The sequence below is a fragment of the Mucilaginibacter sp. HD30 genome (assembly GCF_054061755.1).
Map to the genome: position 1 here is coordinate 1696816 of NZ_JBSSEO010000001.1, position 20834 is coordinate 1717649.

Here is a 20834-nt window from a genome sequence, read left to right on the forward strand (position 1 = left end):
ATTAAAACAGCGCCATCTGCGGCGAAAAGTTATTTAAGTACTTACTGTTTTGTATGGTGAGGATCTGCTGCCGTATCTGCATTGAGGTGTAATCTTTATGCAGAGCAAACGGACTACTCACCGCCAGGAAATACTTTGCCCTGTTATAAGCCACACCCATTTTTTGCAGATCTTCCGGTTGCAGCGTTCTGAACTTTCTGGCAGATACTATTTTTTGCGCACTTAAAACGCCAATACCCGGGACGCGCTTTATCATTTCAAGTTCTGCAATATTTATGTCTACCGGAAATACGTGCAAATTGCGCAGCGCCCATCCCAGTTTTGGGTCAATTTCCAGATCGAGGTTGGGCAGATCAAAGCCCACCAACTCGTTAACGTTAAATCCATAATTTCTCACCAGCCAGTCAGCCTGGTATAATCTGTTCTCGCGGATCATGGGTACGGGCGTACCAATAGCCGGCAAACGGTTGTCTGTACTTATAGGCACATAACCCGAATAATAAACCCGCCGCAGATTCATTTTTTTATAAAAGTAATTGGCCATGCCCAAAATTTCCATATCGCTCTCGCCGGTGGCGCCAATAACCATCTGGGTGCTTTGTCCGGCCGGTGCAAATGCGGGCGTGCTTTTAATAATTTTCTTTTCTTCTTTATGCCCCGCTATGGCCTTTTTAAGGTATTGCATTGGCTCAATCACATCCTTATGGCTTTTATCCGGCGCTAACAGTTTAAGGCCTTTTTCGGTAGGCATTTCAACGTTTACGCTAAGTCGGTCAGCATAGGTCCCCGCCTCTTTTAGCAGTTCGGGACTGGCACCGGGGATTGCTTTTAGATGGATATAGCCGTTAAAGTTTTCTTCCAGTCGCAGTTTTTTGGCAATGCGCACCAGGCGTTCCATGGTAACATCAGCACTGTCAAATATCCCCGAACTTAAAAACAGGCCTTCTATATAATTGCGGCGGTAAAAACTTATAGTAAGGTCAACCACCTCCTCTACCGTAAAAGCAGCGCGCTTAATATCATTGCTCTTTCTGCTTACACAGTAGGCACAATCAAATATGCAATGATTAGTTAATAGGATCTTAAGAAGAGATACGCATCGTCCGTCCTCGGTATAGGCGTGACAAATGCCGTTGCTGGCATTCCCCAATCCCTTATCTTTATTCTGCCGCTTGCTCCCGCTTGATGCGCAGGACACATCATACTTTGCGGCATCGGCCAAAATTTCAAGCTTCTCAAACGCTCTTTCGCTTACCTTCATAACCCCATTTACTAACAAAAGCTAAATTACTAATTTTTTTAGTAATTAATATTTTTAATTAGAGGTTATAGGAGTAAGTGCAGAGTAATAGTGATAAACGGACTTAAAATCCTCTTTTGTCGTTCTGAGCGGACGCGAAAAATCTAATTTAAATTCTTTTAATGCCGACAATCTGCAAGATTATTGAGCAGATAAGATTTTTAGCTGTCGCTCAATATGACAATCGATGTAGCAAGAATTCGCAAGGTCGCTTTCCAGAGACCCTGCGAAGACGCAATAATTTTTTATTGTTTATTTTTAGCAAAACGCTCGCTAATCATAGCTATCTCGCTATCTTTTAGCTTAGAAGTGTTTTTAAGTATTTTGGCAAAAAAAGCAACTTCGTTTTCAGCAGCCAGGCATCCAACGTTTTCGCCGTAGGTATCTAAACTTGCACCTTCAGCGCGAATCTGGCTATCAGCCAATTTTTTACCTGTAGCATCGGCTATAAACCAAAACGGCAAGCCGGATTTTTCACCTTTGTATTTGGTCATAAAAGCTAAAGAGCCGGGATTTTCCAGGTCTTCTTTACCTTTTCTCTCCATTACATCCAGTGTGGCTATTACATAATTATCATCAAAAAACTTTCTTAGCGTTGGCTCATTAATAGATGCCTCCATTTTTTTGCACCAGCCGCACCATGATGCGTGGAACATTACCAGTACTTTTTTATTTTCTTTTTTAGCCTGCGCGTAGGCCTTATTCATTATTTCTTCGGTTGACGGCATAGCGGCAGTTTGTGCAAACGTTATTGCAGTAAACATCAGCAATGCAAGAGACAGGATCAGACGTTTTTTCATAGTTAAGCTTTTTTAAGCAAGTTAGGGAAATTTGGTAGAAAAAAGAAGTTTAATTTCGTCTCTGTGAGGCATACAGGTTAATTCCCGTGGGGGCCTTTTTTGAGAGACCTAGTATGTGCCTTTGAGGCTATTAGCCTTATTTAAAATTTTGGCAAAAAGAAGTCCATAACCAGAAAATACCCTGTTGTACTATTTTTATAAAAAACTAAAGATGGATAATATGTGAAGGCTGAATTGCCTATCCGTCGTTAAAAGTTATATCCAATATATCGCCTGGTTTACAGTTTAATTCACGGCAAATAGCTTCCAGTGTATCAAACCGTACGCCTTTAACTTTGCCGGTTTTTAACAGGGATAAATTTGTCATGGAAATATCTATACGCTCGGCCAGATCTTTAAGTGATATTTTATTTTTGGCCATTTCCACATCAAGGTTTACAATTATAGCCATTATACAAATTCCTCATTTCCTTTTTCAATTCAAAACCGTATCTAAATATCTCTGCAACAATATATACTATTGCGGGTATTATCATCCCTTTAATATCGACACCCCATGGGTAATTAAATTTACCGTTAAGCTGATAGTTTATAAAACTGGAATACGCTATTAAACTAAAAAAAAGCTGCACTACCGGAAATAACCCCAGGTATAAGGCTATGATTTTTATACGGTTTACGTTTTTGTATACAAAGGGCTCATATGGTAAAAGGTGTTAAATATTTTACGCAAATTATACAGTATAGCAGCCAGGATTGCCCTGTATAATACAAACGATACCAACATCGGAATTTCTGCAAGAGGACTTGTTGTGTCAATAATCGCGCTCCCTCTATGAGCCTGCATAGTTATATCCGCATCATTAACATGATGGGTAGGAAAATAGCGCTCTAAGGTAGCTCCTTTAAACTCTACAGGGATGAATAAATGATGGTGTGGGCCCAAGGCACCTCTTATCAAAATAAACAACATAACTAAGGTGCCTATGATGTTAAGATACCACCCAATATCTATCACTACTTTTGTGACAACCAGCAACAGATTCCTTTTAATTTTCATTGTTTATATAATTTGGTCAATCAAATAAACGAGTTAATTTTATGTAAAACAAATAATATTTTATGTTTTACATAAATAATTCAATATTCTTGTTGACTTAAGTTTAGAAACGCCGGCGGATCATGAATACTAATCGGCCTATAAAATACAGTCTTTCAGGAACGCTCCTAGCCTACTACGCCAGATCTTGCGTTGGTCTGAACAGAAATAGATTGGCTATCATTGCTCAACAGCCAAACTTTTGTTACGTTAACAAAGTCTTGTTACTGAACATTTTCATCCAAAGGGCCGGTTGCACGATCCATCAGTTGTACAACACCATTAACAGTCGTGGTTTGGCCATTGGCAGACAACTTTGCCTTAAACTTCTTTCCTCTTACCCAGCCATTATTAAGTCGGCTTACTTCACATTGTTAATAGAAATGTAAATTTTGCAAATAAAGTATTTAGGAGGTGTTTCGTCAAATTTTCGTCTCCGCAGGGTCTCTCGCAGAACGTCCTCTCCGGAAAAAAATCGTAAATACAAGTTGTATTTGTTATCTTCGAAATAGCTACGCACCTTTCGCAATTTGTCATGAAACAAATCCTTTTTATTCTTATAACACTCTTACTTCATAGTTGCAGTCGGGCTCAGCCATGTCCTGAAGGAATAAATTTGTTACCCATGTACGGTAAGGCGAAAAAATGCCCCGAACAGCTACAATATGATAACGAGTTTCTTCAATCCATTGATAAAGACTATACCGACAGACGGAAAGCCGCCAGGGATGTTATTAGTCGGGCATGGGACTTTTTGAATAAAGGCGACCACGAAACGGCTATGAAACGCTTCAATCAGGCGTGGTTGCTGGATAGTTTGAATGCTGATGTTTATTGGGGTTTTGGTAACCTTTTGGGTATGCAAGGTAAGTTTAAAGAATCGCTTAAATTCTTTGATCGTTCGTTAAAACTTAACCCATCTAACGCCAGGGTTTGGGAAGCGTCCTCAACCAGTTATGGTCAGCTGTTTTTTAAAACAAAAAATATTGATTTATTAAAAACCAGCATAAAACAGTTAAAAACTGCTATAACCATCGAACCTGTTAATGCAAGAACATATGCGCAACTTACCGCAGCATATACCTACTTTTATCAAAAAGATAGCGCCAGAAAGTATTTAAAGATAACTGACAAATTAGATAAAGCCGCAATCAATCCTGAGGTGAGAAAACTGATATCGGGCCAATAGGGCTACTCTCCTCCCCTGGAAAAGCATGGTGCTTGGCAATGCCTCTTTATGAGGCCTGCGTGGTCGGAAAAACATTAAGCTGATTACTATTATGTCTTTAAATTATCTGGTTTTAAAAGGTGCTTGCATTACAATATCATAGCGGTGAAAAATCGTGCATCATAATCGAAATTTATAACGGACATGTTGCTGGTTTACAAAATATCGGTTATAGGCCCACGTTCTGTTGTTGGTCATAAGACACAATAACGGCGGGCGCGTTTAATACCAATATTGGCGCAGCCAAACCTCTGCATTAACCACAGTATGACGCTTGCCGTAGCGAGTGAGGCTCGACGAAGACCAACCGAGGGCAGTTTTCTTAAAAGTTTCTTGATAACACATGCATTTTTTCCTTTTCTTATGCTTCAACGGCAGCCATTTATCAAGCGTTTTACTTTTATTTATCTCAATATTATGTACTATTGTGTTTTAAAATCAAAATAAACACTACACATCCAACTGTGCTTTTTAAAATAGCCAAAAACAGTGATAGCTGACTTTGGTCTGATTTTGAATTTTACTGCTAGACCTTTTTATTAATACAATGCGTTTTCAAGCCGCTAAGCGTTCAACAATTCAAAACTTTTACCGTACTGTTGTTTTCGGTTTCTTATTTGCATTGTTGGGCCATCAAGCTTATTCGCAAAGCTTTGGCGACCCGGCCGTTATCACTTTTGGGTCCGGACCCGAGACACGTTATGGCATTTTGCCTCCGCAATTAGGTGTTACACCCTATGAATATAGTAGTGAAGGTTTCATCAGCGAGGGCTATTATACCATTGCTAATACCACAAGCGGAATGTCCAACCAATGGCCTGTAATACCGGATCATACACCGTTCACCCCTATTTTTCCAAGGCAGCCCTCTAATGGCTATATGATGATTTTTAACGCAGGCCAGGCATCGGGTGTTTTTTATTCGAGCGTCCAGACTGGTTTATGTGCCAATACCCAATACCAGTTTGTTACCAATATAACCAGGCTGTTAACTAACAGAAACGTTTTCCCAAACGTTACTTTTTCGATAGAGACAACGGACGGTACTGTTTTGGGTACGGGCAAGATAATCGATACTCCCCCTATTGATTGGTGGGGCCGGGGGCTGGTCAATTTCACCACACCGGTCAATACCAATACGATCGTAATAAAAATGACCATCAATGGCGGAGGTGCTTTTGCCATTGATGATATTACCATTACGCCATTTGGTAAGCAGGTATCGGCAGTATTTGCCCAATCAGGTACAACACAATCAGTTTGTGCCGGCGCACCTGTTACCATAAATGCTACCACAACTTTGGCCAGCGGCTACGTTCAAAAACTACAAGCAAAGGTGAACGGTGTTTGGACTGATCAAACTGCAGCTGACAGTGTAAAGTCGTTTTCGACAACGGCGCCTACCGATACCGGTATCTATTACTACCGCCTGGTTTCGGCACATGTTGATAATATCGACGCCAACCAATGTGTAGTTGCATCCAATCAAATAAAGCTTACTGTTGTGGATCCTCCTGAAGTGGCTTTTGCGGTTGTGGGTAAATGCCTGGGCGACTCCACGGTATTTAAAGATCAGACCAAGGCAGATGGAAGTACAATATCCGCATGGTTGTGGAATTTTGGCGACGGTAAAACGTCGGCCCTGCAAAATCCTTCGCACCTATATAGCCAGCCGGGGAATTATACGGTTCAACTTGTCATTAGCAGCAATAATGGATGCGCAACGGCAATTGCTGAAAAAACTATCCACATCAGCGAGTCACCGGTGGCTGCGTTTACATTTACTACCCCTGATTGCGTTACAAAAGCCGTTACTTTAACAGATCAATCAACTGCCACCGAAGGTAATATCAGCAGCTGGATATGGGATTATGGCGATGGCACAATAGAAACAAAAAATAACAATGCAGTGTTTCAACATACTTTTGCCTCAGCCGGAACATTCATTATAAAACTTGTAGTCACTGCCGCCGGTGGATGCTCATCTACCAAAACGCGAAGTATTACGGTAAACCCTACGCCGGTAGTAAATTTTGGCATACCTGCAATTTGCCTTGCTGATGCTTCTGCTTCGTTTACAGACAGCACAACTATTGCCGATAATTCATCTGCCGGTTTTAGCTATTTGTGGGATTTTGGCGATAATAATGCCAGCGCGGCAAACCCCAATACATCCACCTTAAAAAATGCTAACCATAAATACAGCACTGCGGCAGTTTATAAAGTGACGCTTACGGTAACGTCAAACAATGGATGCTCGGCAAGCCGTACCCAAAACATTACGGTGAACGGCTCGGTACCTGTGGCTGCCTTTACAGTACTCAATCCATCACAACTGTGCAGCAACCGCGAGGTGCTATTTACCAACCTGTCCACCGTTGATTTTGGAGCAATAACTAAAATAGAGTGGTATTTTGATTATGGCAATAAGCCCACAGTAAAAATAACCGACAATAGCCCGTATTCCGGCAAACTTTACCGGCATACTTATCCAACCTTTCATGCTCCGGCGTCGGCTAATTACCAGGTGCGGATGCTGGCGTATTCCGGGTTATCATGCGTTTCGTTGGTTGACAAAACCATTACTTTACTGGCAGCGCCGCAATTAGCATTTACCGCGCCATTAGCATTTTGCATAAATGATGCAGATGTGCAATTATCGGCAAGCGAATTAGCCGGCGTTGCCGGTACAGGGCTGTTTGTTGGCACCGGGCTTAGCAGCACCGGCTTATTTAGCCCTTCAACTGCCGGAGCCGGCACTTTTACTTTGCGGTATATTTACACCTGCACCAATGGCTGTACCGATACCTTAAGTAATAATGTTACTGTTAATGCCCTGCCAGAAGTTAACGCAGGCGCAGATATGGGCGTGTTACAGGGCGCAAGTACGAGTATGACGGCCACAGCGAGCGGCGATAACCTCACTTATTTATGGTCGCCGGCTACGGGGCTGAGCAGCAGCACCGTTTTAAAACCGGTGGTTACGCCTGTAAACGATATCACCTATACGCTTACGGTAACCAATTCAAACGGATGCGCCGTATCAGACCAGGTTTTAGTGAAGGTATTGAAAGCCGTGATAGTGCCTAATGCATTTACCCCTAACGGCGATAACTACAACGATACGTGGAATATTAATTATCTTGACACCTATACAGATTGCACTGTGGATGTTTTTAACAGGCAAGGCGCAAAGGTATTCTCATCCATTGGCTATCGCATTCCGTGGGATGGCAAATATAAAAATGCCGATTTGCCAATGGGTACGTATTATTATTTGATTAACCTTAAGCACTCGCGCGGTGTAATGTCTGGTTATGTTACAATCGTCAGGTAACGGGTGGCTAACCGATAATAATTTCCGCCAGCTCTTCGTCGCCGCAGGGTCTGTCGCTGAGGACCCTGCATCTGAAAAACATTGTATTCTGCAGGGTTGCTTTTAGAGGCAAGCTGGACTGAAACTAATTTTAAGTATTTATCTTAAGAATGTTTTCGCATACTCTCTTTAACTTTTTCCCTGTGCTGCTCACCCCACGTACTTAATTCAGCCAATACATTTTTTAAGGTTTGGCTATAATCAGTGGCTTCATAAATAATGCTAACCGGTATGGTGGGGTAAACGCGGCGTTTGATAAAGTCATTCAATTCCAGATCTTTTAATTCCTTAGCTAAAACTTTAGAGGATATCCCAGCTACTTCATTCTGGATCTCATTGAAACGCTTGGACGATTGCACAAGAGAGAGTATCAACGCCAACTTCCACTTTCCATTCAGCACATACATGGCATCAAGAATGTTTTTTAGTGACCCGGCACATTCTGCCTTGCCCATTAGTGGTTGATTTTTAACAACTTTCATAACAGCAAAGATAATCACTTACCCCAATGTAAGCGATTACCTTTGGGTAACGACTGTCTTTTTATCACCAGGTAGCCATAGTTTTGCTTTTGTAATTAATCAGATCAATCTTATGAAACATATCCTGCATTTAAAGTCAAGTATACAAGGTGCAACATCTTACAGTATTAAATTAGGCAATGCCATCGTTAAAGAAATTCAGCACAAGTATCCAGACAGTACAGTTGATGAATTAAATCTTGTAGAGAGCGGGATCCCGCATCTTAAACCTGAAGTCCTTCATACATTCTTTGTTCCCGGCGATCAGCTTACTGAAGAACAAAAAAAATCTATTAGCCTGTCTGATGATTTAGTTAAACAATTATTTGCCGCAGACATTATTGTAATAGGTGCACCGCTCATAAACTTTACCATCCATTCATCGTTAAAGGCATGGATTGATCATATTACCAGGGCGGGTATAACGTTTGGATATGGCGAAAACGGCCCTGTGGGAAAGATAACAGGGAAAAAAGTTTATGTAGCCATGTCATCGGGTGGCGTTTATTCAGAAGGACCGGGAAAAATGAACGATTTTGTTGCGCCTTATTTAAAAGCGTTTCTTGGGTTTTTAGGAATAACAGATCTTACCGTTTTCCGTGCTGAGGGATTAAAAGTGCCTGGAATTAAAGACCACGCTTTTGACAAGGCAGTTAAAAGCATAAGGATAGATTAATATTTTTATGTCTCAGCAGGACCTCTTTCAGAGAGCCCTACGCTGGAAATCATCGTGCTTCGCAAGGTCCCTTTTTTCGGAACCTCTACACGGACGAGAATGCCCCCGGCCGTCTTGCGAGGAACGAAGCAATCTCTTCTAGCCCTTGTTGGTGTTTGCGCACCCGCCGTTGTTGCGTCTTATGACCAACAACATGTGCGCGGGGAAATCAACGGGTTTCCGAACAAAACGTTCTAGCCCTTTTTGCTGTTTGCGCACCCGCCGTTGTTGTGCTTATGACCAACAACATGTGCGCGGGGAAATCAACGGGTTTCCGAACAAAACGTTCTAGCCCTTGTTGGTGTTTGCGCACCCGCCGTTGTTGCGTCTTATGACCAACAACATGTGCGCGGGGAAATCAACGGGTTTCCGAACAAAACGTTATTTATTCAGCATGATGTGTTAATAGTCCAAATTCATCAATTCCGGTGTGATAATACTTAGCCGACGAGTACTTATATTCTTCGGAATATTGCACCAATTGCCATTTTTCCTGAACTGGATTATTATGAATATATTTAAGTTTCTGCTCAAACACCGCCTGGCTCCAAAGGTCAACACTTAACGAGTTTCGCTCCCATATCTGGTACTCCCTATCTTTAGCATTAACCTTAAAATCAGTTAGCCAATCTGGGTAAGTTTTGGTCAATTCAAACTTCAATTGCTGGCCGGTAAACTTCAAAAACCGCTGCTGTACCGCTTCTCTCTTAAACCCGTCTTGTATCTGCCAAATTAAATGGATGTGATTAGGCATTATTACAAAACCATACACCACGATACTTTTCTCGTTTTTTAAAAACAATAAGCTGTTTATTACAATGTCTTTAAACTTATCGGGCTTTAACAGGTGTTTCCACTCCAATATCGTAGCGGTAAAAAATTGTGCATGATAATCAAAATTAATATCGGCCATGTTGCTAATTTACAAAATATCGCTAACTGGTCCACGCTTCTGTTGTTGGTCATAAGACACAACAACGGCGGGCGCGCCGAAGGCCAACAAGGGCACAATTTATTTTATTGTGCGATACTTTTCCTTTTTGTAGTCTCGCAGAGCACCTTGTGCTGGAAAAGCATCGTGCTTCGCAGGATCTCTATTAGGAGACCTGAGTGGATGGAATTGATATATACCATGTTGCTAATTTACAAAATATCGCTAACTGGTCCACGCATTTAGACCGACAAGGGCACACAGAATCAACTGCTTCAAGAAGCAAGCATATGGTTGTGCGGCAATACAGAGTCGTCATGCGTCCGCGGTCTCTCTCGATAAGACCCCTCGGGTTATATAATTGTACTGTTTTTTACGTTTATTATCGTTTGTTAATATATTAATCTTCGGCATCCATTTGGTTAAAATTTATATACCTTCAAAAAATATCCCCCACGCTATGCTCAAAAGCTATATAACCATCGCCTGGCGTTACCTTTGGAAAGACAAAATATTGTCGCTCATTAATATTTTAGGGTTATCAGCAGGTATAGCGTTTACTATGCTTATAGGCGCTTATGTTTGGGGCGAATTTCAGGTAAATAAAGAATTGGCGAATGCCGATAATCAATATATCATCCTCAGCAAATGGAAGGATCCAAATATGGGGAACGAGGTTGGTCAGATAGCCGAATTGCCGAAGGCGCTGGCAGAGAATTATCCCGGACTGATCCGCAATTTTTACCGCTACGGCCTTGCGGCAACCATAGTCTCTAAAGGCGAAGCACGTTATCGCGAAAACATACAAACCGGCGATAGCACCTTGCTCACCATGTATGGTTTTAAATTGTTATATGGTGACGTCAAAACCGCCTTGAACGATCCTTTTTTTGTTGTTATTACTCAGGATGCCGCCATTAAATACTTTGGCAGAAAGGATGTAACGGGACAAACATTGGGATTTGAAAACACGAAAGGCGAAAAGCACGATTTTATGATCAGCGGTGTGCTGGATGAGCTGCCCGCAAATTCCGTAACAAATCTCGACCCGCATAATCATACTGGTCCCCGCAACAATTCTGATTTCTTTTTCTCCGGCGCGACCAGCATAAATGGTTGGAACAATACCAATACTGTTGGTTATGTAGAACTGCAAAACGGAGTTGATCCAAAGGCGGTTAATAAGGCTATGCAAGATTTGATGAAAAGATATGAGACGGATGATGTGATTCGCACCAACCTTACGCCATATTTGGTGAGTTTGCATGATTATAACCTAACATCAGAAGGGGGAATCATTAAAAAAATGATGCGCACATTATCATGTATCGCACTGTTTATTTTGTTAATGGCCATTATCAACTTTGTAAATATCTGTATCGGAAGCTCATCAAGGCGTCTACGTGAAATGGGAATCCGCAAAGTATTAGGCGGAATGCGGAAACAATTAGTGTGGCAATTTTTAGTCGAATCGATAATTATCACATCACTGGCTACTATTTTGGCATTACTTATTTACTTGCTGTCCCGGCCCTACATGAGTGATGCTTTAGGGAAAAACATAACAGGATTGTTCTCATTTCCCCTATATTTTATAGGGGCGCCTGTTTTATTCGCTTTATTTATCGGTATTATGGCGGGTTTGTATCCTGCCTTTGTATTATCAGGGCTAAAATCGGTTGAATCGCTTAAAGGGAAACTGAATTCTGCTAGGGAAACAGTGTGGTTACGCAAGACGCTGGTTGCTTTTCAGTTTGCTACGGCTGCAGTTGTTTTGATAGGGACGGCAATTATTTCAAAGCAGATAAGTTTATTTTTTAACGGGAATTTAGGTTATAACAAAGATTACCTTATCTATGCCCAATTGCCGAGGGATTGGTCGCTTGTGGGGGTTAATAAAATGTTAGGTATTCGTGATCAGTTGTCGCAAATGCCGCAAATTCAGCACATTTCGTTATCATTCGAAATACCCGATGGTGGTAATGGCGGTAACATTCTGATCTACCGGCAAGGCGCAAACCCTTTACAACCTATTAGCGCCCAAGGGTTAACCACCGATAATAAATTTGCTGAAACTTATGGCATATCCATAAAGGCCGGTCAATTTTTCAGCCCCATATTTTCAGATGCTGACAGTAACAAATTAGTGATCAATGAAACGGAAGCCAAAGCATTGGGTTGGCAAATCTCTGAGGAATCAGTCGGACAAAAAGTAATGATGCCTGCTTACACCACTGAGTGGCCGTTTATAATTACAGGTGTAGTTAACGATTACCATTTCGGTTCGATGCATGATAAAATAAAGCCGCAAGTGTATAGGAACGTGCAGAACATACACGTGTACCGTTATTTCACGATAAGGGTAAAACCGGGTAATATGCAGACCAACTTAAGCGCCATTCAAAGCAAATGGGTGCAGCTAATGCCCGGGGCTCCGTTTGAGTATCATTTTATGGATGACGCACTTGCTAAAGTGTACGCTTCTGAATTGCAATTAAAAAAAGCTGCCTATATCGCGACAGTTCTATCTATCATTATTGTATTATCGGGTGTATTTGGGCTCATAACCTTAAACATTCAAAAACGAACCAAAGAGATTGGTATAAGAAAAGTGCTGGGTTCATCGGTAGGTGGAATCATTGCACTTTTCCTAAAAGATTTTTTAGGCGTGGTGCTGATAGCAGGTGCGGTCGCGTGTCCATTAGCCTATCTCACCATGTACAACTGGCTGGGTGACTTCGCATACCGAATAAACATATCTGCAATACCGTTTTTATTGTCGATAATATTATTGACAATAGTAACAGCCGTTTTAATTACTTTACAAACTATAAAAGTTGCTTTTGCCAACCCAATAGATAGTCTGCGTTCGGACTAAACCCTGCAATTTCTTTTTCAAAGTCGATATTGACGGCTGGCGCGAGTATGCTGCTCAGCCCAAGCAGACTACTCGCGACCAACCTACTGCACACTCTCTCGCTCAGAGATGCTGCTTACCTCGCAAAGACGAATTTATTATTCTTGATTATCGACTTCACCCTTGCCATCCTTCTCCAACCTCTTCATCAGCCTAAACACACTGGTATAACACACTCCCGTTTGCGCGGCTATAACACGCACACTTAAGCGCTGCTGGTGCATTTGCATAATCTTTTCTTCCAGGTTGCGCCGCTGCCGCTCCTTGTAGTTCATAAGGTGGGTGGCTTCGTCGTCAAAACCCTTAAAATCAAACTCTAAAAAATTACCGCGCTTATTAATACTGCAAAGGCACACGTTGGCCGCGCCATAATATTCTGTACCGCTGCGTTGCTTTATTTGTTTAAGATAGCGTGTGCCCGGCGTGGTCTGGCTTTCGCCCATGGCAAAGGCGCTGTCGGCAAAATTGATAAGCATTTTACTGCCCTGAAGATCGTTCCTGCTGATGGGTTTATCGGGATTGCGCTTGGGCGTATGCGCCAACACCAGTATAGACAGGCCGTACCTTTGCTTCAGGGCCTGCAGGTTGCGCATCAGGCTGATGGCGCTTTCGGCAGCATGGGTACCGCCGCGCAGGCAGGTAATATTATCCAGAATAACGATGCGCGCGCCGGTGCTAATGATGGTATTCTCCAACGCGTTATTCATATAATCGGCATAGTTTTTAAACCGCTGCGCGCCGGTAGCATCAGGGTTAAGCACCAGGCGGTAAAAGTTAGGGTTAAACTTATAAGGGCCGTTTGCATGGCTGCTGTACCGCTGCTCAAACTGCTCGGCACTCAGTTCAAAATCAAAATACAAAACAGGTTCTGCGGGTAGCGGGGCGCCCAGTAACGGCACGGGTTCGCCGCTGCTCAGGGCATTACCTATCTGCACGGCCAGTATAGATTTGCCCACGTTGGTATCGGCAAACAGGATACACAACTCGCCACGGTACCAAAAATCGCCAAAAAGTTTATCTGGTGTTGCTGATACCACCCGGTTGGTGAGCCAATCGGCAGCCGGTCGCATAATAAACGCGTCCTTGCTGTCGGGCGCTGCGCGTATTTCCTTTTCCAGTTGTTTTTTTTGTTTAGCGGTTAAAGCTCCGCGGGCCATATCGCGTATCAATTCAATTTCGGCGGGGCGCGATGGGTAGAGGGCTGCGTTTGCGTGATCCATATTTTAAGGTTTTATGCAAGATACGGCGGATCTGCAAGCCAAATGGTGACACAACTTTGTCAGTACCCAAAAATGGGTGTTGTAAAAGTGTTGCTAAACTGTTGCTATTGTGTTGCTAAAGCGTTGCATAAAAAAACAGGACAATAATTTATATTACACTGGTAATTAACATATTAGGTAAATTGCATACTAATTTAGTGCCGCAAATTGCATTCCAACAAAAAACTTAAAATTCTGATATACAGATAATTAAAATTTTTCTTTATGGGGAACGTTTATTTTTTGCAACACCCGCATTTATAGAAGAAGAATTGCGTAAAAAAAAGCCTTCCAGTTTCCTGAAAGGCTTTAGGGTAAATGATTTGTTAGATACCGCAGCACCAATTAGCGGCTAAGCGGAAATTAACTAAAAGCCTTTATAGTAAAGGAGATGCAGGCCTCCTTCCCCATGCAAAAGCTATCCGCCCATTGCGTATACTATTATATTCACAGCAAACTTAGTGTTGTCTTCAGCTAAAAAACGTTTATTTCTAAAATCGTAATCCCATTCGCAGCCATAATCTTTATTGCTGTACAACACACCAATACGTCCATTAATTTGAATTGCTTTAAGGTAATCGTGTATTAGATCGTCGCCCCAACCGTTTAACTCAAACACCGTGTTTGGCGGCCCCTTCTCAAACTTAAAAAAAGAACTGTATATCAGGTGGTTACTAGAAATCTTCCGTAATGCCAAAGCGCCAAAAAGTTGCGTCATCTGCGCTTCAAATGATTTGGCAAACAAACCATCGATGTCATGATTACAGTCATCAACAAAAACAAAACCACCATTCGTTACATATTTTTTAAAGTTAGCCCGTTCTACGCTATCAAATTGTACCAGTTTATGGCCGCTCATATAAACGAAAGGATAATTAAAAATTTCTGCGCTGCTTAACGCAACCACCTTCTCTTTTGTATCTATTGGAATAGTGGTGTATTCAAGTAGCGAGTTTAAAATATTAGAGGGCATACGCTGGTCGGTATCCCAGTCGCCCGAGTGATAGCTTAATCGTGCAAATGTAAATTTTGACTTGAAGGGCATACTTTCACTAAAACTTTAAAATTAGTATAAAATTTCAGGTAGGTGTTACTATTATTTAGCGAAGTGATAATCTTTATGCCGCTCTGTTAAGATTTTTACAACAAGTTGTTCTATTTATCTAAAAAGCATCTTATATTGTAAATTAATATTTACTGATGGCTGCTGAACTGACAGAACTAGAAATAAAAGCACTGCTGGATAAACTTCCGCAGCTAAAAGCCGAAATACAAAAAGTAATTGTTGGCCAGGATTATATACTTGATGAATTACTGGTTGCTTTTTTAGCGGGGGGGCATTGCTTATTGGAAGGGGTACCGGGGCTAGCAAAAACACTGATAGTTAAGACGATGTCGCAGGCACTTAAACTGGCTTTCAGGCGAATACAGTTTACACCGGACTTAATGCCGACTGACATAATAGGAACAGAGATATTGGAGGAAGATCATGCTACAGGCAAACGTTTTTTTAAATTTAATAAAGGTCCGCTTTTTGCAAATATTGTTCTTGCAGACGAAATAAACCGTACACCGCCAAAAACACAATCGGCCTTATTGGAGGCGATGCAGGAGTGTGAGGTTACTTATGGCGGACAAACTTACCCGCTGGATAAACCATTTTTTATCCTGGCCACCCAAAATCCTATAGAACAAGCCGGCACTTACCCTCTGCCCGAAGCGCAATTAGATCGCTTTTTATTACTGATCAAAATAGGCTACCCAACCGAGCAGGAAGAGCTTGATATATTAAACCGCACTACCGGTATTCAAAAACCTGATGTAAAAGCGGTCATATCTGCTACGGAAATTCAGCAGGCACAGGCTTTGGTAAGGCAGGTAAATATTAACTCAGATCTGGTAAAGTATGTGAGCCATATCGTTCGTGCCACCCGCCCGGATACTACCAGTCTTACATATGTTAAAGAATGGGTTCGCTGGGGCGCCGGGCCGCGTGCCGGCCAGGCTTTAATTTTAACGGCAAAAGCCCGTGCTTTATTAAAAGGCCGTTACGCTGTATTAACTGAAGATATTCATGCTATGGCTTACCCGGTATTACGGCACCGCATACTAATGAACTTTAAAGCCGAGGCCGAAAATATAACAGCAGACCATGTGACGGAAGAGTTGATCAAACTGATCGGTCGGTCAAAAACCATTTAACAGCCATGCTTGATCCAAAAGTATTAATGACCATTAAAGATTTGCCCTTACTGGCAAAAACGGTCATTAATGGCTTTTTTAACGGGTTTAATAAAAGTGCAATTAAGGGCCCCGGCTTAGAGTTTAGCCAGTACCGAAGTTACCAGGCCGGCGACGATCTGCGTTGGTTAGATTGGCGTATGTTTGCCAGATCTGACAGGTATTATATCCGTCAATCGGAAATGGAAACCAACATATCTGTGCGTTTTTTGGTAGATGCCAGCGCCAGTATGAATCATGAAGACAACGGTATTAAAAAAATAGATTACGCACGTTTCCTCGCCGCAGCATTAGCTTATCTGGCCAACCTACAGGGTGATGCGGTGGGATTATCTGTATTTAATAACGGCAGTTTGTATTCGCTTGCATCAAGACCCGACCCTCAGCATTTACAGCGGTTGTATTACCAATTATCACAAATTGAACCGGCCGGAAGGTTTACGCAACCTGTGCATTATAAGGAATTGTTTAGCGGCTCAAATCGTAAAGAAATATTAGTTTTTATAACTGATATGTACCAGCAGGATGGCGAAATTAATAAATTGCTGGATTCATTGGCTGCATTAAGGCACGAGCCGATCGTGTTTCAATTAATGGGGCAAAACGAATTGGAATTGGATTTTAAGGGCTTCTCTACTTTTGAAGATTTGGAAAGCGGTGAAACTATAGACGTTAATGGACAACTTGTAAAAACTTATAAAGAAAACCTGCAACGACACCTATCAAGTACCCGCATGGCGTTATTAGGGAAACAGATTGTTCACCAAGTTATCAACACGAGTCACCCATTGGATAAAGCATTGCGCGATTTTTTGGTAGCCAGGAATAAAAGTTGACATGTTGCTCACTAACCCCATATGGCTGTTTGCGCTTACTGCTATCAGTATCCCGGTTATTATCCATTTATGGAATATTAAACCTGGCAAAACACTTAAAGTTGGCAGCATTTCATTATTCACTGCATCTTCCCAGGCAAGTAACCGGATCTTTAAATTGTTGGATATTTTGCTTTTACTTGTAAGGTGCTTGTTGCTTTTATTGCTGGCCTTTTTACTTGCCGCACCCCTACTGTCAACACGATTTAAAACAAATAATGCCAAAGGCTGGGTGTTGTTACCCTCAGCAAATTTTAAAGAGACTTACAACCACTTTCAAGCTAAAATTGATTCATTAACTAACACCGGCTATGAATTGCATTTTCTTGAAACGGGATTTAGTAAACAGGAACTATCCAAGGCAAAGACTCACAGCGTGAAATATAACGATACTTTAAATTATTGGTCTTTACTCAAGCAACTAGCCGACCAGGTTTCCCCAGTAACACCTATTGAATTATTTACACCAAATTTAATTAAACATTTTAAGGGCGAAAAACCAAATACACCGCTGCAACTCAAATGGCATACTTATATTCCTGCAGATTCGGTAGCTAGTTGGCCGGTTAGTGCCTGGTTAATGGCTGACGGAAAAATCAGGGTGTTGCAGGGTTCATCAACCCCAACGGGCACCCTTTATCAATACAAGGACATCGTTAATGGGCAAAATAGCGTTTATAAATCGTCTGTCAATAACGGTATTCTGTTTATACGTTTTGAAAATGCTACAATACCGGTTGATACTACGACATGCCGAATAGCTATTTATGCTGACAATCCGATACCTGACGCAAACTATTTAAAGGCAGCTTTATTAGCTGTTAGTCAAGTAACCGGACGTAATACCGTGATCAAATTCTACAAAGATGCCGCCACTATTCCGGATCACCAAAACTGGATCTATTGGTTGTCAGAAAAACCACTTTTGGGTTATATTCGTTCCAAAACGAAAAATCTCTTTATTTATGAGCCCGGCAAATCAGCCAAAATACAGTCGTGGCTAAGTAATACCAATGCACAGACACTTACTCAAGGAAGAGCCAAAACCGCCTTGTACCAGATAGTCACCTCAAAAAAAGTTGTAGGTAATAGTGTTTGGGTTGATGGGTTTGATAACCCAATACTCACCTCCGAACAAAAATCCCAACTAAACACCTACCATTTTTACAGCCGTTTTAATCCGGCCTGGACCGACCTGGTATGGCAGAATGAATTCCCTAAATGGGTACTGGAATTAACGCAGCCCATAGCGGATGATATTACGCAACATGACCGTAGGTTAATAAGCGACACTCAGCTAAAGCCAGCGTTTACAGCCGGTAAAATATATGATGAGCCTAACAGTTATAAGGATCTTAGCTTTTATTTATGGCTTGCATTGGTATTCTCTTTTGCCACCGAACGCTGGCTGTCCACAAAAAACAAAAAAGAGTTGGTAAATGGCTAAGCACGGAGCGGATATAATAAAAAGCTTAAAGCAAAAATGGATTGGCTATCAATTACTTGCCGATGCGTTGCTGGCTATAGCCATTGCCTTAGCCGCAGGCAATGCCTGGTTTCTCATAAACAAAATCCGTTTCCTGTTTTTGCCACAGCCTTGGTGGTTAGTTCCATTGTTTATTATTTCATTTGCAATAATCACCTTCGCGCGTCGGTCCTGGCGTATAACGACAGCGTCATTAACGGCTTTTTTAGATCAAACTTATCCCCGCTTGCAAGAAAGTGCAGAATTAATATTAAGATCACCTGCTGATCTCACGCTTTTACAAAAATTGCAATTAAAACGAATTGAAGGCGGTATAGCCCAGATCCCATCACTGCCAAAAGAATTTTTAAAACGGCTCAAAATAGCTTCTGGATATTTGCTGGCTGCTGTAATAATCACTTTTTTAATGAGGTTTGTTACTGTATTTGGTTATGCAACCGGCGATAATATTATTTCGTCCACGCCAATCGTCAAAGAAAAAGTATTACCCCAAATTGAATCTATTGCTCTTATTATTACGCCACCGGTCTATACGGGCAAACCTAAGCATAAGCAGGATAAATTTGGTTTTGTAGCTGAGGAAGGTTCGGTTATTGGTTGGCGCATCAGCACAAATATTCCGCTTAAGAAACTTAGCCTTTTGTTTAACAATCAGGAATACATAACACTGAAAACAAATAAAAATGGCGATGAATGGACAGGTGAAAGGCTAATTAATAAACCCGGTTTTTACCAGGTTAGCGCGGATGGTAAACTGTCTGACCTTTACCAGGTAGACATTATTAAAGATAACGCGCCGCTCGTCAGCATAAAATCTCCTAAACAGTACACATTTATAGATGCCGGAGAAGCACTAAAGGTTACACTTAAAACCACACTTACAGATGATTATGGCATAAACAAAGCATTTATTTATGCCACAGTAGCTAAAGGCAGTGGCGAAGCCGTTAAATTTAAAGCGTATAAGATCAGCTTCGGCGAATCATTCTATGATCATAACAAACACTATACATTACAACATTTGTTTGATTTGCCCGCGTTTGAGATGGAGCCGGGAGATGAACTCTATTTTTATGTTGAAGCGTTTGATAACCGTCAGCAAAAAACACGTACTGATGTTTATACAATAGCCATACAGGATACAGCAGCCTTGTTGAGTATGAAAGGACTGGTTAGTAGCAGTAGCATCAAACCAGAATATTTCAGAAGCCAAAGGCAGATCATTATAGATACAGAGCAGTTGCTTAAGCAAAAAGACAGTCTGAGCAAAGAGGCGTTTAACAGTACAGCCAACGATATTGGAATTGACCAAAAAATGCTTCGTCTGCGCTATGGCCGTTTTTTAGGTGAGGAAGACGAATCTGACATTGATAAATTGAGTGAGAAGAATGAATTAAGCAAAGTTGAAAATTTCAATAATTCCGCTATGATCCTTGACGCTTTAACCGATAAACACGATAATGCTGAAGTTGCTACTTTCCTTGAACCAGCTTTAAAAGCACAGTTAAGAGCCACCCTTAACGAAATGTGGAACGCCGAACTACGACTGCGCCTTTATAAACCAAACGAAGCGTTACCTTATGAATATAAGGCTTTACGTTTGTTAAAAGATCTGCAACAAAAATCGCGTGCGTACGTCGCCAAAACCGCTTATGATCCAACTCCTCTTAAGTTAGATAAACGACTATCGGGCGATTTGGGCACCATAACGCAACCGTTTAAAAAATCAACTACAGTAAAAAAAGACGACGAATTTATCAACCTGAAAAATGCCATACCGATATTAGAACAGCTTAAAATTACGCGTAAATATACCCTTGCCGATAAACGTATTTTACAACTTGCCACACAGCAGATAAGTATAAAGGCATCAACGCAGCCGCAAATTTATTTAAAGGCGCTAAATGCTCTTAATAGAATAGTTTTGGCATCCTACCCCTTGGTGCAGGATATTGATCTTGTTCAACATGCTATACAAAAGGCATTGCCTGAAAGCACTAAGCTGCCGCAAAGCAAACCAGGTACTCCCGATATGGGTCTATCCCAACATTATTATCAAAACTTAAGAACAAATAGGTAAACACGA

16 protein-coding genes are annotated in these 20834 nt (G+C 41.5%); 8 read left to right on the forward strand and 8 right to left on the reverse strand.

From position 1 onward, the window contains the following. Position 1 precedes the first annotated feature (1 nt). The 4 genes from ACVW2L_RS08305 to ACVW2L_RS08320 all read right to left on the reverse strand — a co-directional run bounded on the left by ACVW2L_RS08305 (position 2) and on the right by ACVW2L_RS08320 (position 3160). Positions 2 to 1261, reverse strand: coding sequence for a putative DNA modification/repair radical SAM protein (locus ACVW2L_RS08305; protein WP_457127497.1), 1260 nt, complete (start codon positions 1259 to 1261; stop codon positions 2 to 4). Positions 1262 to 1545: 284 nt separating this feature from the next. Then, entirely contained in the window at positions 1546 to 2100 is a 555-nt protein-coding gene (locus ACVW2L_RS08310; protein ID WP_457127498.1) for a thioredoxin family protein, read from the reverse strand. Positions 2101 to 2338: 238 nt separating this feature from the next. Next, entirely contained in the window at positions 2339 to 2551 is a 213-nt protein-coding gene (locus ACVW2L_RS08315; protein ID WP_457127499.1) for a helix-turn-helix domain-containing protein, read from the reverse strand. Positions 2552 to 2776: 225 nt separating this feature from the next. Then, positions 2777 to 3160, reverse strand: coding sequence for a hypothetical protein (locus ACVW2L_RS08320; RefSeq protein ID WP_457127500.1), 384 nt, complete (start codon positions 3158 to 3160; stop codon positions 2777 to 2779). Positions 3161 to 3824: 664 nt separating this feature from the next. On the opposite strand from ACVW2L_RS08320, the gene ACVW2L_RS08325 reads away from it, so the two are divergent. Next, on the forward strand, positions 3825 to 4388 hold the full coding sequence (locus ACVW2L_RS08325; RefSeq protein ID WP_457127501.1) for a hypothetical protein: 564 nt from the start codon (positions 3825 to 3827) through the stop codon (positions 4386 to 4388). 586 nt (positions 4389 to 4974) lie between these two features. Further along, positions 4975 to 7764: a PKD domain-containing protein gene (locus ACVW2L_RS08330; RefSeq protein WP_457127502.1), complete on the forward strand. Its 2790-nt coding sequence runs from the start codon at positions 4975 to 4977 to the stop codon at positions 7762 to 7764. Between the two features lie 143 nt (positions 7765 to 7907). Here ACVW2L_RS08330 and ACVW2L_RS08335 read toward each other — a convergent pair whose 3' ends face one another. Then, positions 7908 to 8258 (reverse strand): winged helix-turn-helix transcriptional regulator, encoded by a 351-nt coding sequence (locus tag ACVW2L_RS08335; protein ID WP_457127503.1) that lies wholly within the window; start codon positions 8256 to 8258, stop codon positions 7908 to 7910. Positions 8259 to 8397: 139 nt separating this feature from the next. Here ACVW2L_RS08335 and ACVW2L_RS08340 point away from each other — a divergent pair, with 139 nt between their 5' ends. Continuing rightward, positions 8398 to 9000, forward strand: coding sequence for an FMN-dependent NADH-azoreductase (locus ACVW2L_RS08340; protein WP_457127504.1), 603 nt, complete (start codon positions 8398 to 8400; stop codon positions 8998 to 9000). A 424-nt stretch (positions 9001 to 9424) separates the two neighbouring features. Here the strand turns inward: ACVW2L_RS08340 and ACVW2L_RS08345 are convergent, their stop codons facing one another. Beyond that, positions 9425 to 9952 (reverse strand): transposase, encoded by a 528-nt coding sequence (locus tag ACVW2L_RS08345; RefSeq protein ID WP_457127505.1) that lies wholly within the window; start codon positions 9950 to 9952, stop codon positions 9425 to 9427. A gap of 478 nt (positions 9953 to 10430) precedes the next feature. On the opposite strand from ACVW2L_RS08345, the gene ACVW2L_RS08350 reads away from it, so the two are divergent. Then, the gene (locus tag ACVW2L_RS08350; RefSeq protein WP_457127506.1) at positions 10431 to 12848 is read left to right on the forward strand and encodes an ABC transporter permease; all 2418 of its coding nucleotides are present in this window, start codon (positions 10431 to 10433) and stop codon (positions 12846 to 12848) included. Between the two features lie 137 nt (positions 12849 to 12985). Here ACVW2L_RS08350 and ACVW2L_RS08355 read toward each other — a convergent pair whose 3' ends face one another. After that, entirely contained in the window at positions 12986 to 14107 is a 1122-nt protein-coding gene (locus ACVW2L_RS08355) for an AAA family ATPase (protein ID WP_457127507.1), read from the reverse strand. 457 nt (positions 14108 to 14564) lie between these two features. Further along, positions 14565 to 15191 carry a DUF4159 domain-containing protein gene (locus ACVW2L_RS08360; protein WP_457127508.1) on the reverse strand — a complete coding sequence of 209 codons (627 nt, stop codon included), beginning with the start codon at positions 15189 to 15191 and terminating at the stop codon, positions 14565 to 14567. A 155-nt stretch (positions 15192 to 15346) separates the two neighbouring features. Here ACVW2L_RS08360 and ACVW2L_RS08365 point away from each other — a divergent pair, with 155 nt between their 5' ends. Genes ACVW2L_RS08365 through ACVW2L_RS08380 form a run of 4 tightly spaced genes read left to right on the forward strand, consistent with a single transcriptional unit; the run spans position 15347 to position 20828 of the window. Then, positions 15347 to 16348: an AAA family ATPase gene (locus ACVW2L_RS08365; protein ID WP_457127509.1), complete on the forward strand. Its 1002-nt coding sequence runs from the start codon at positions 15347 to 15349 to the stop codon at positions 16346 to 16348. Positions 16349 to 16353: 5 nt separating this feature from the next. Continuing rightward, the gene (locus ACVW2L_RS08370) at positions 16354 to 17223 is read left to right on the forward strand and encodes a DUF58 domain-containing protein (protein WP_457127510.1); all 870 of its coding nucleotides are present in this window, start codon (positions 16354 to 16356) and stop codon (positions 17221 to 17223) included. A 1-nt stretch (position 17224) separates the two neighbouring features. Next, positions 17225 to 18709 (forward strand): BatA domain-containing protein, encoded by a 1485-nt coding sequence (locus ACVW2L_RS08375; RefSeq protein ID WP_457127511.1) that lies wholly within the window; start codon positions 17225 to 17227, stop codon positions 18707 to 18709. Beyond that, positions 18702 to 20828, forward strand: a complete 2127-nt coding sequence (locus ACVW2L_RS08380; RefSeq protein WP_457127512.1) for a DUF4175 family protein — start codon at positions 18702 to 18704, stop codon at positions 20826 to 20828. Before ACVW2L_RS08375 ends, ACVW2L_RS08380 begins: the two co-directional genes overlap by 8 nt. Positions 20829 to 20834: the final 6 nt, after the last annotated feature.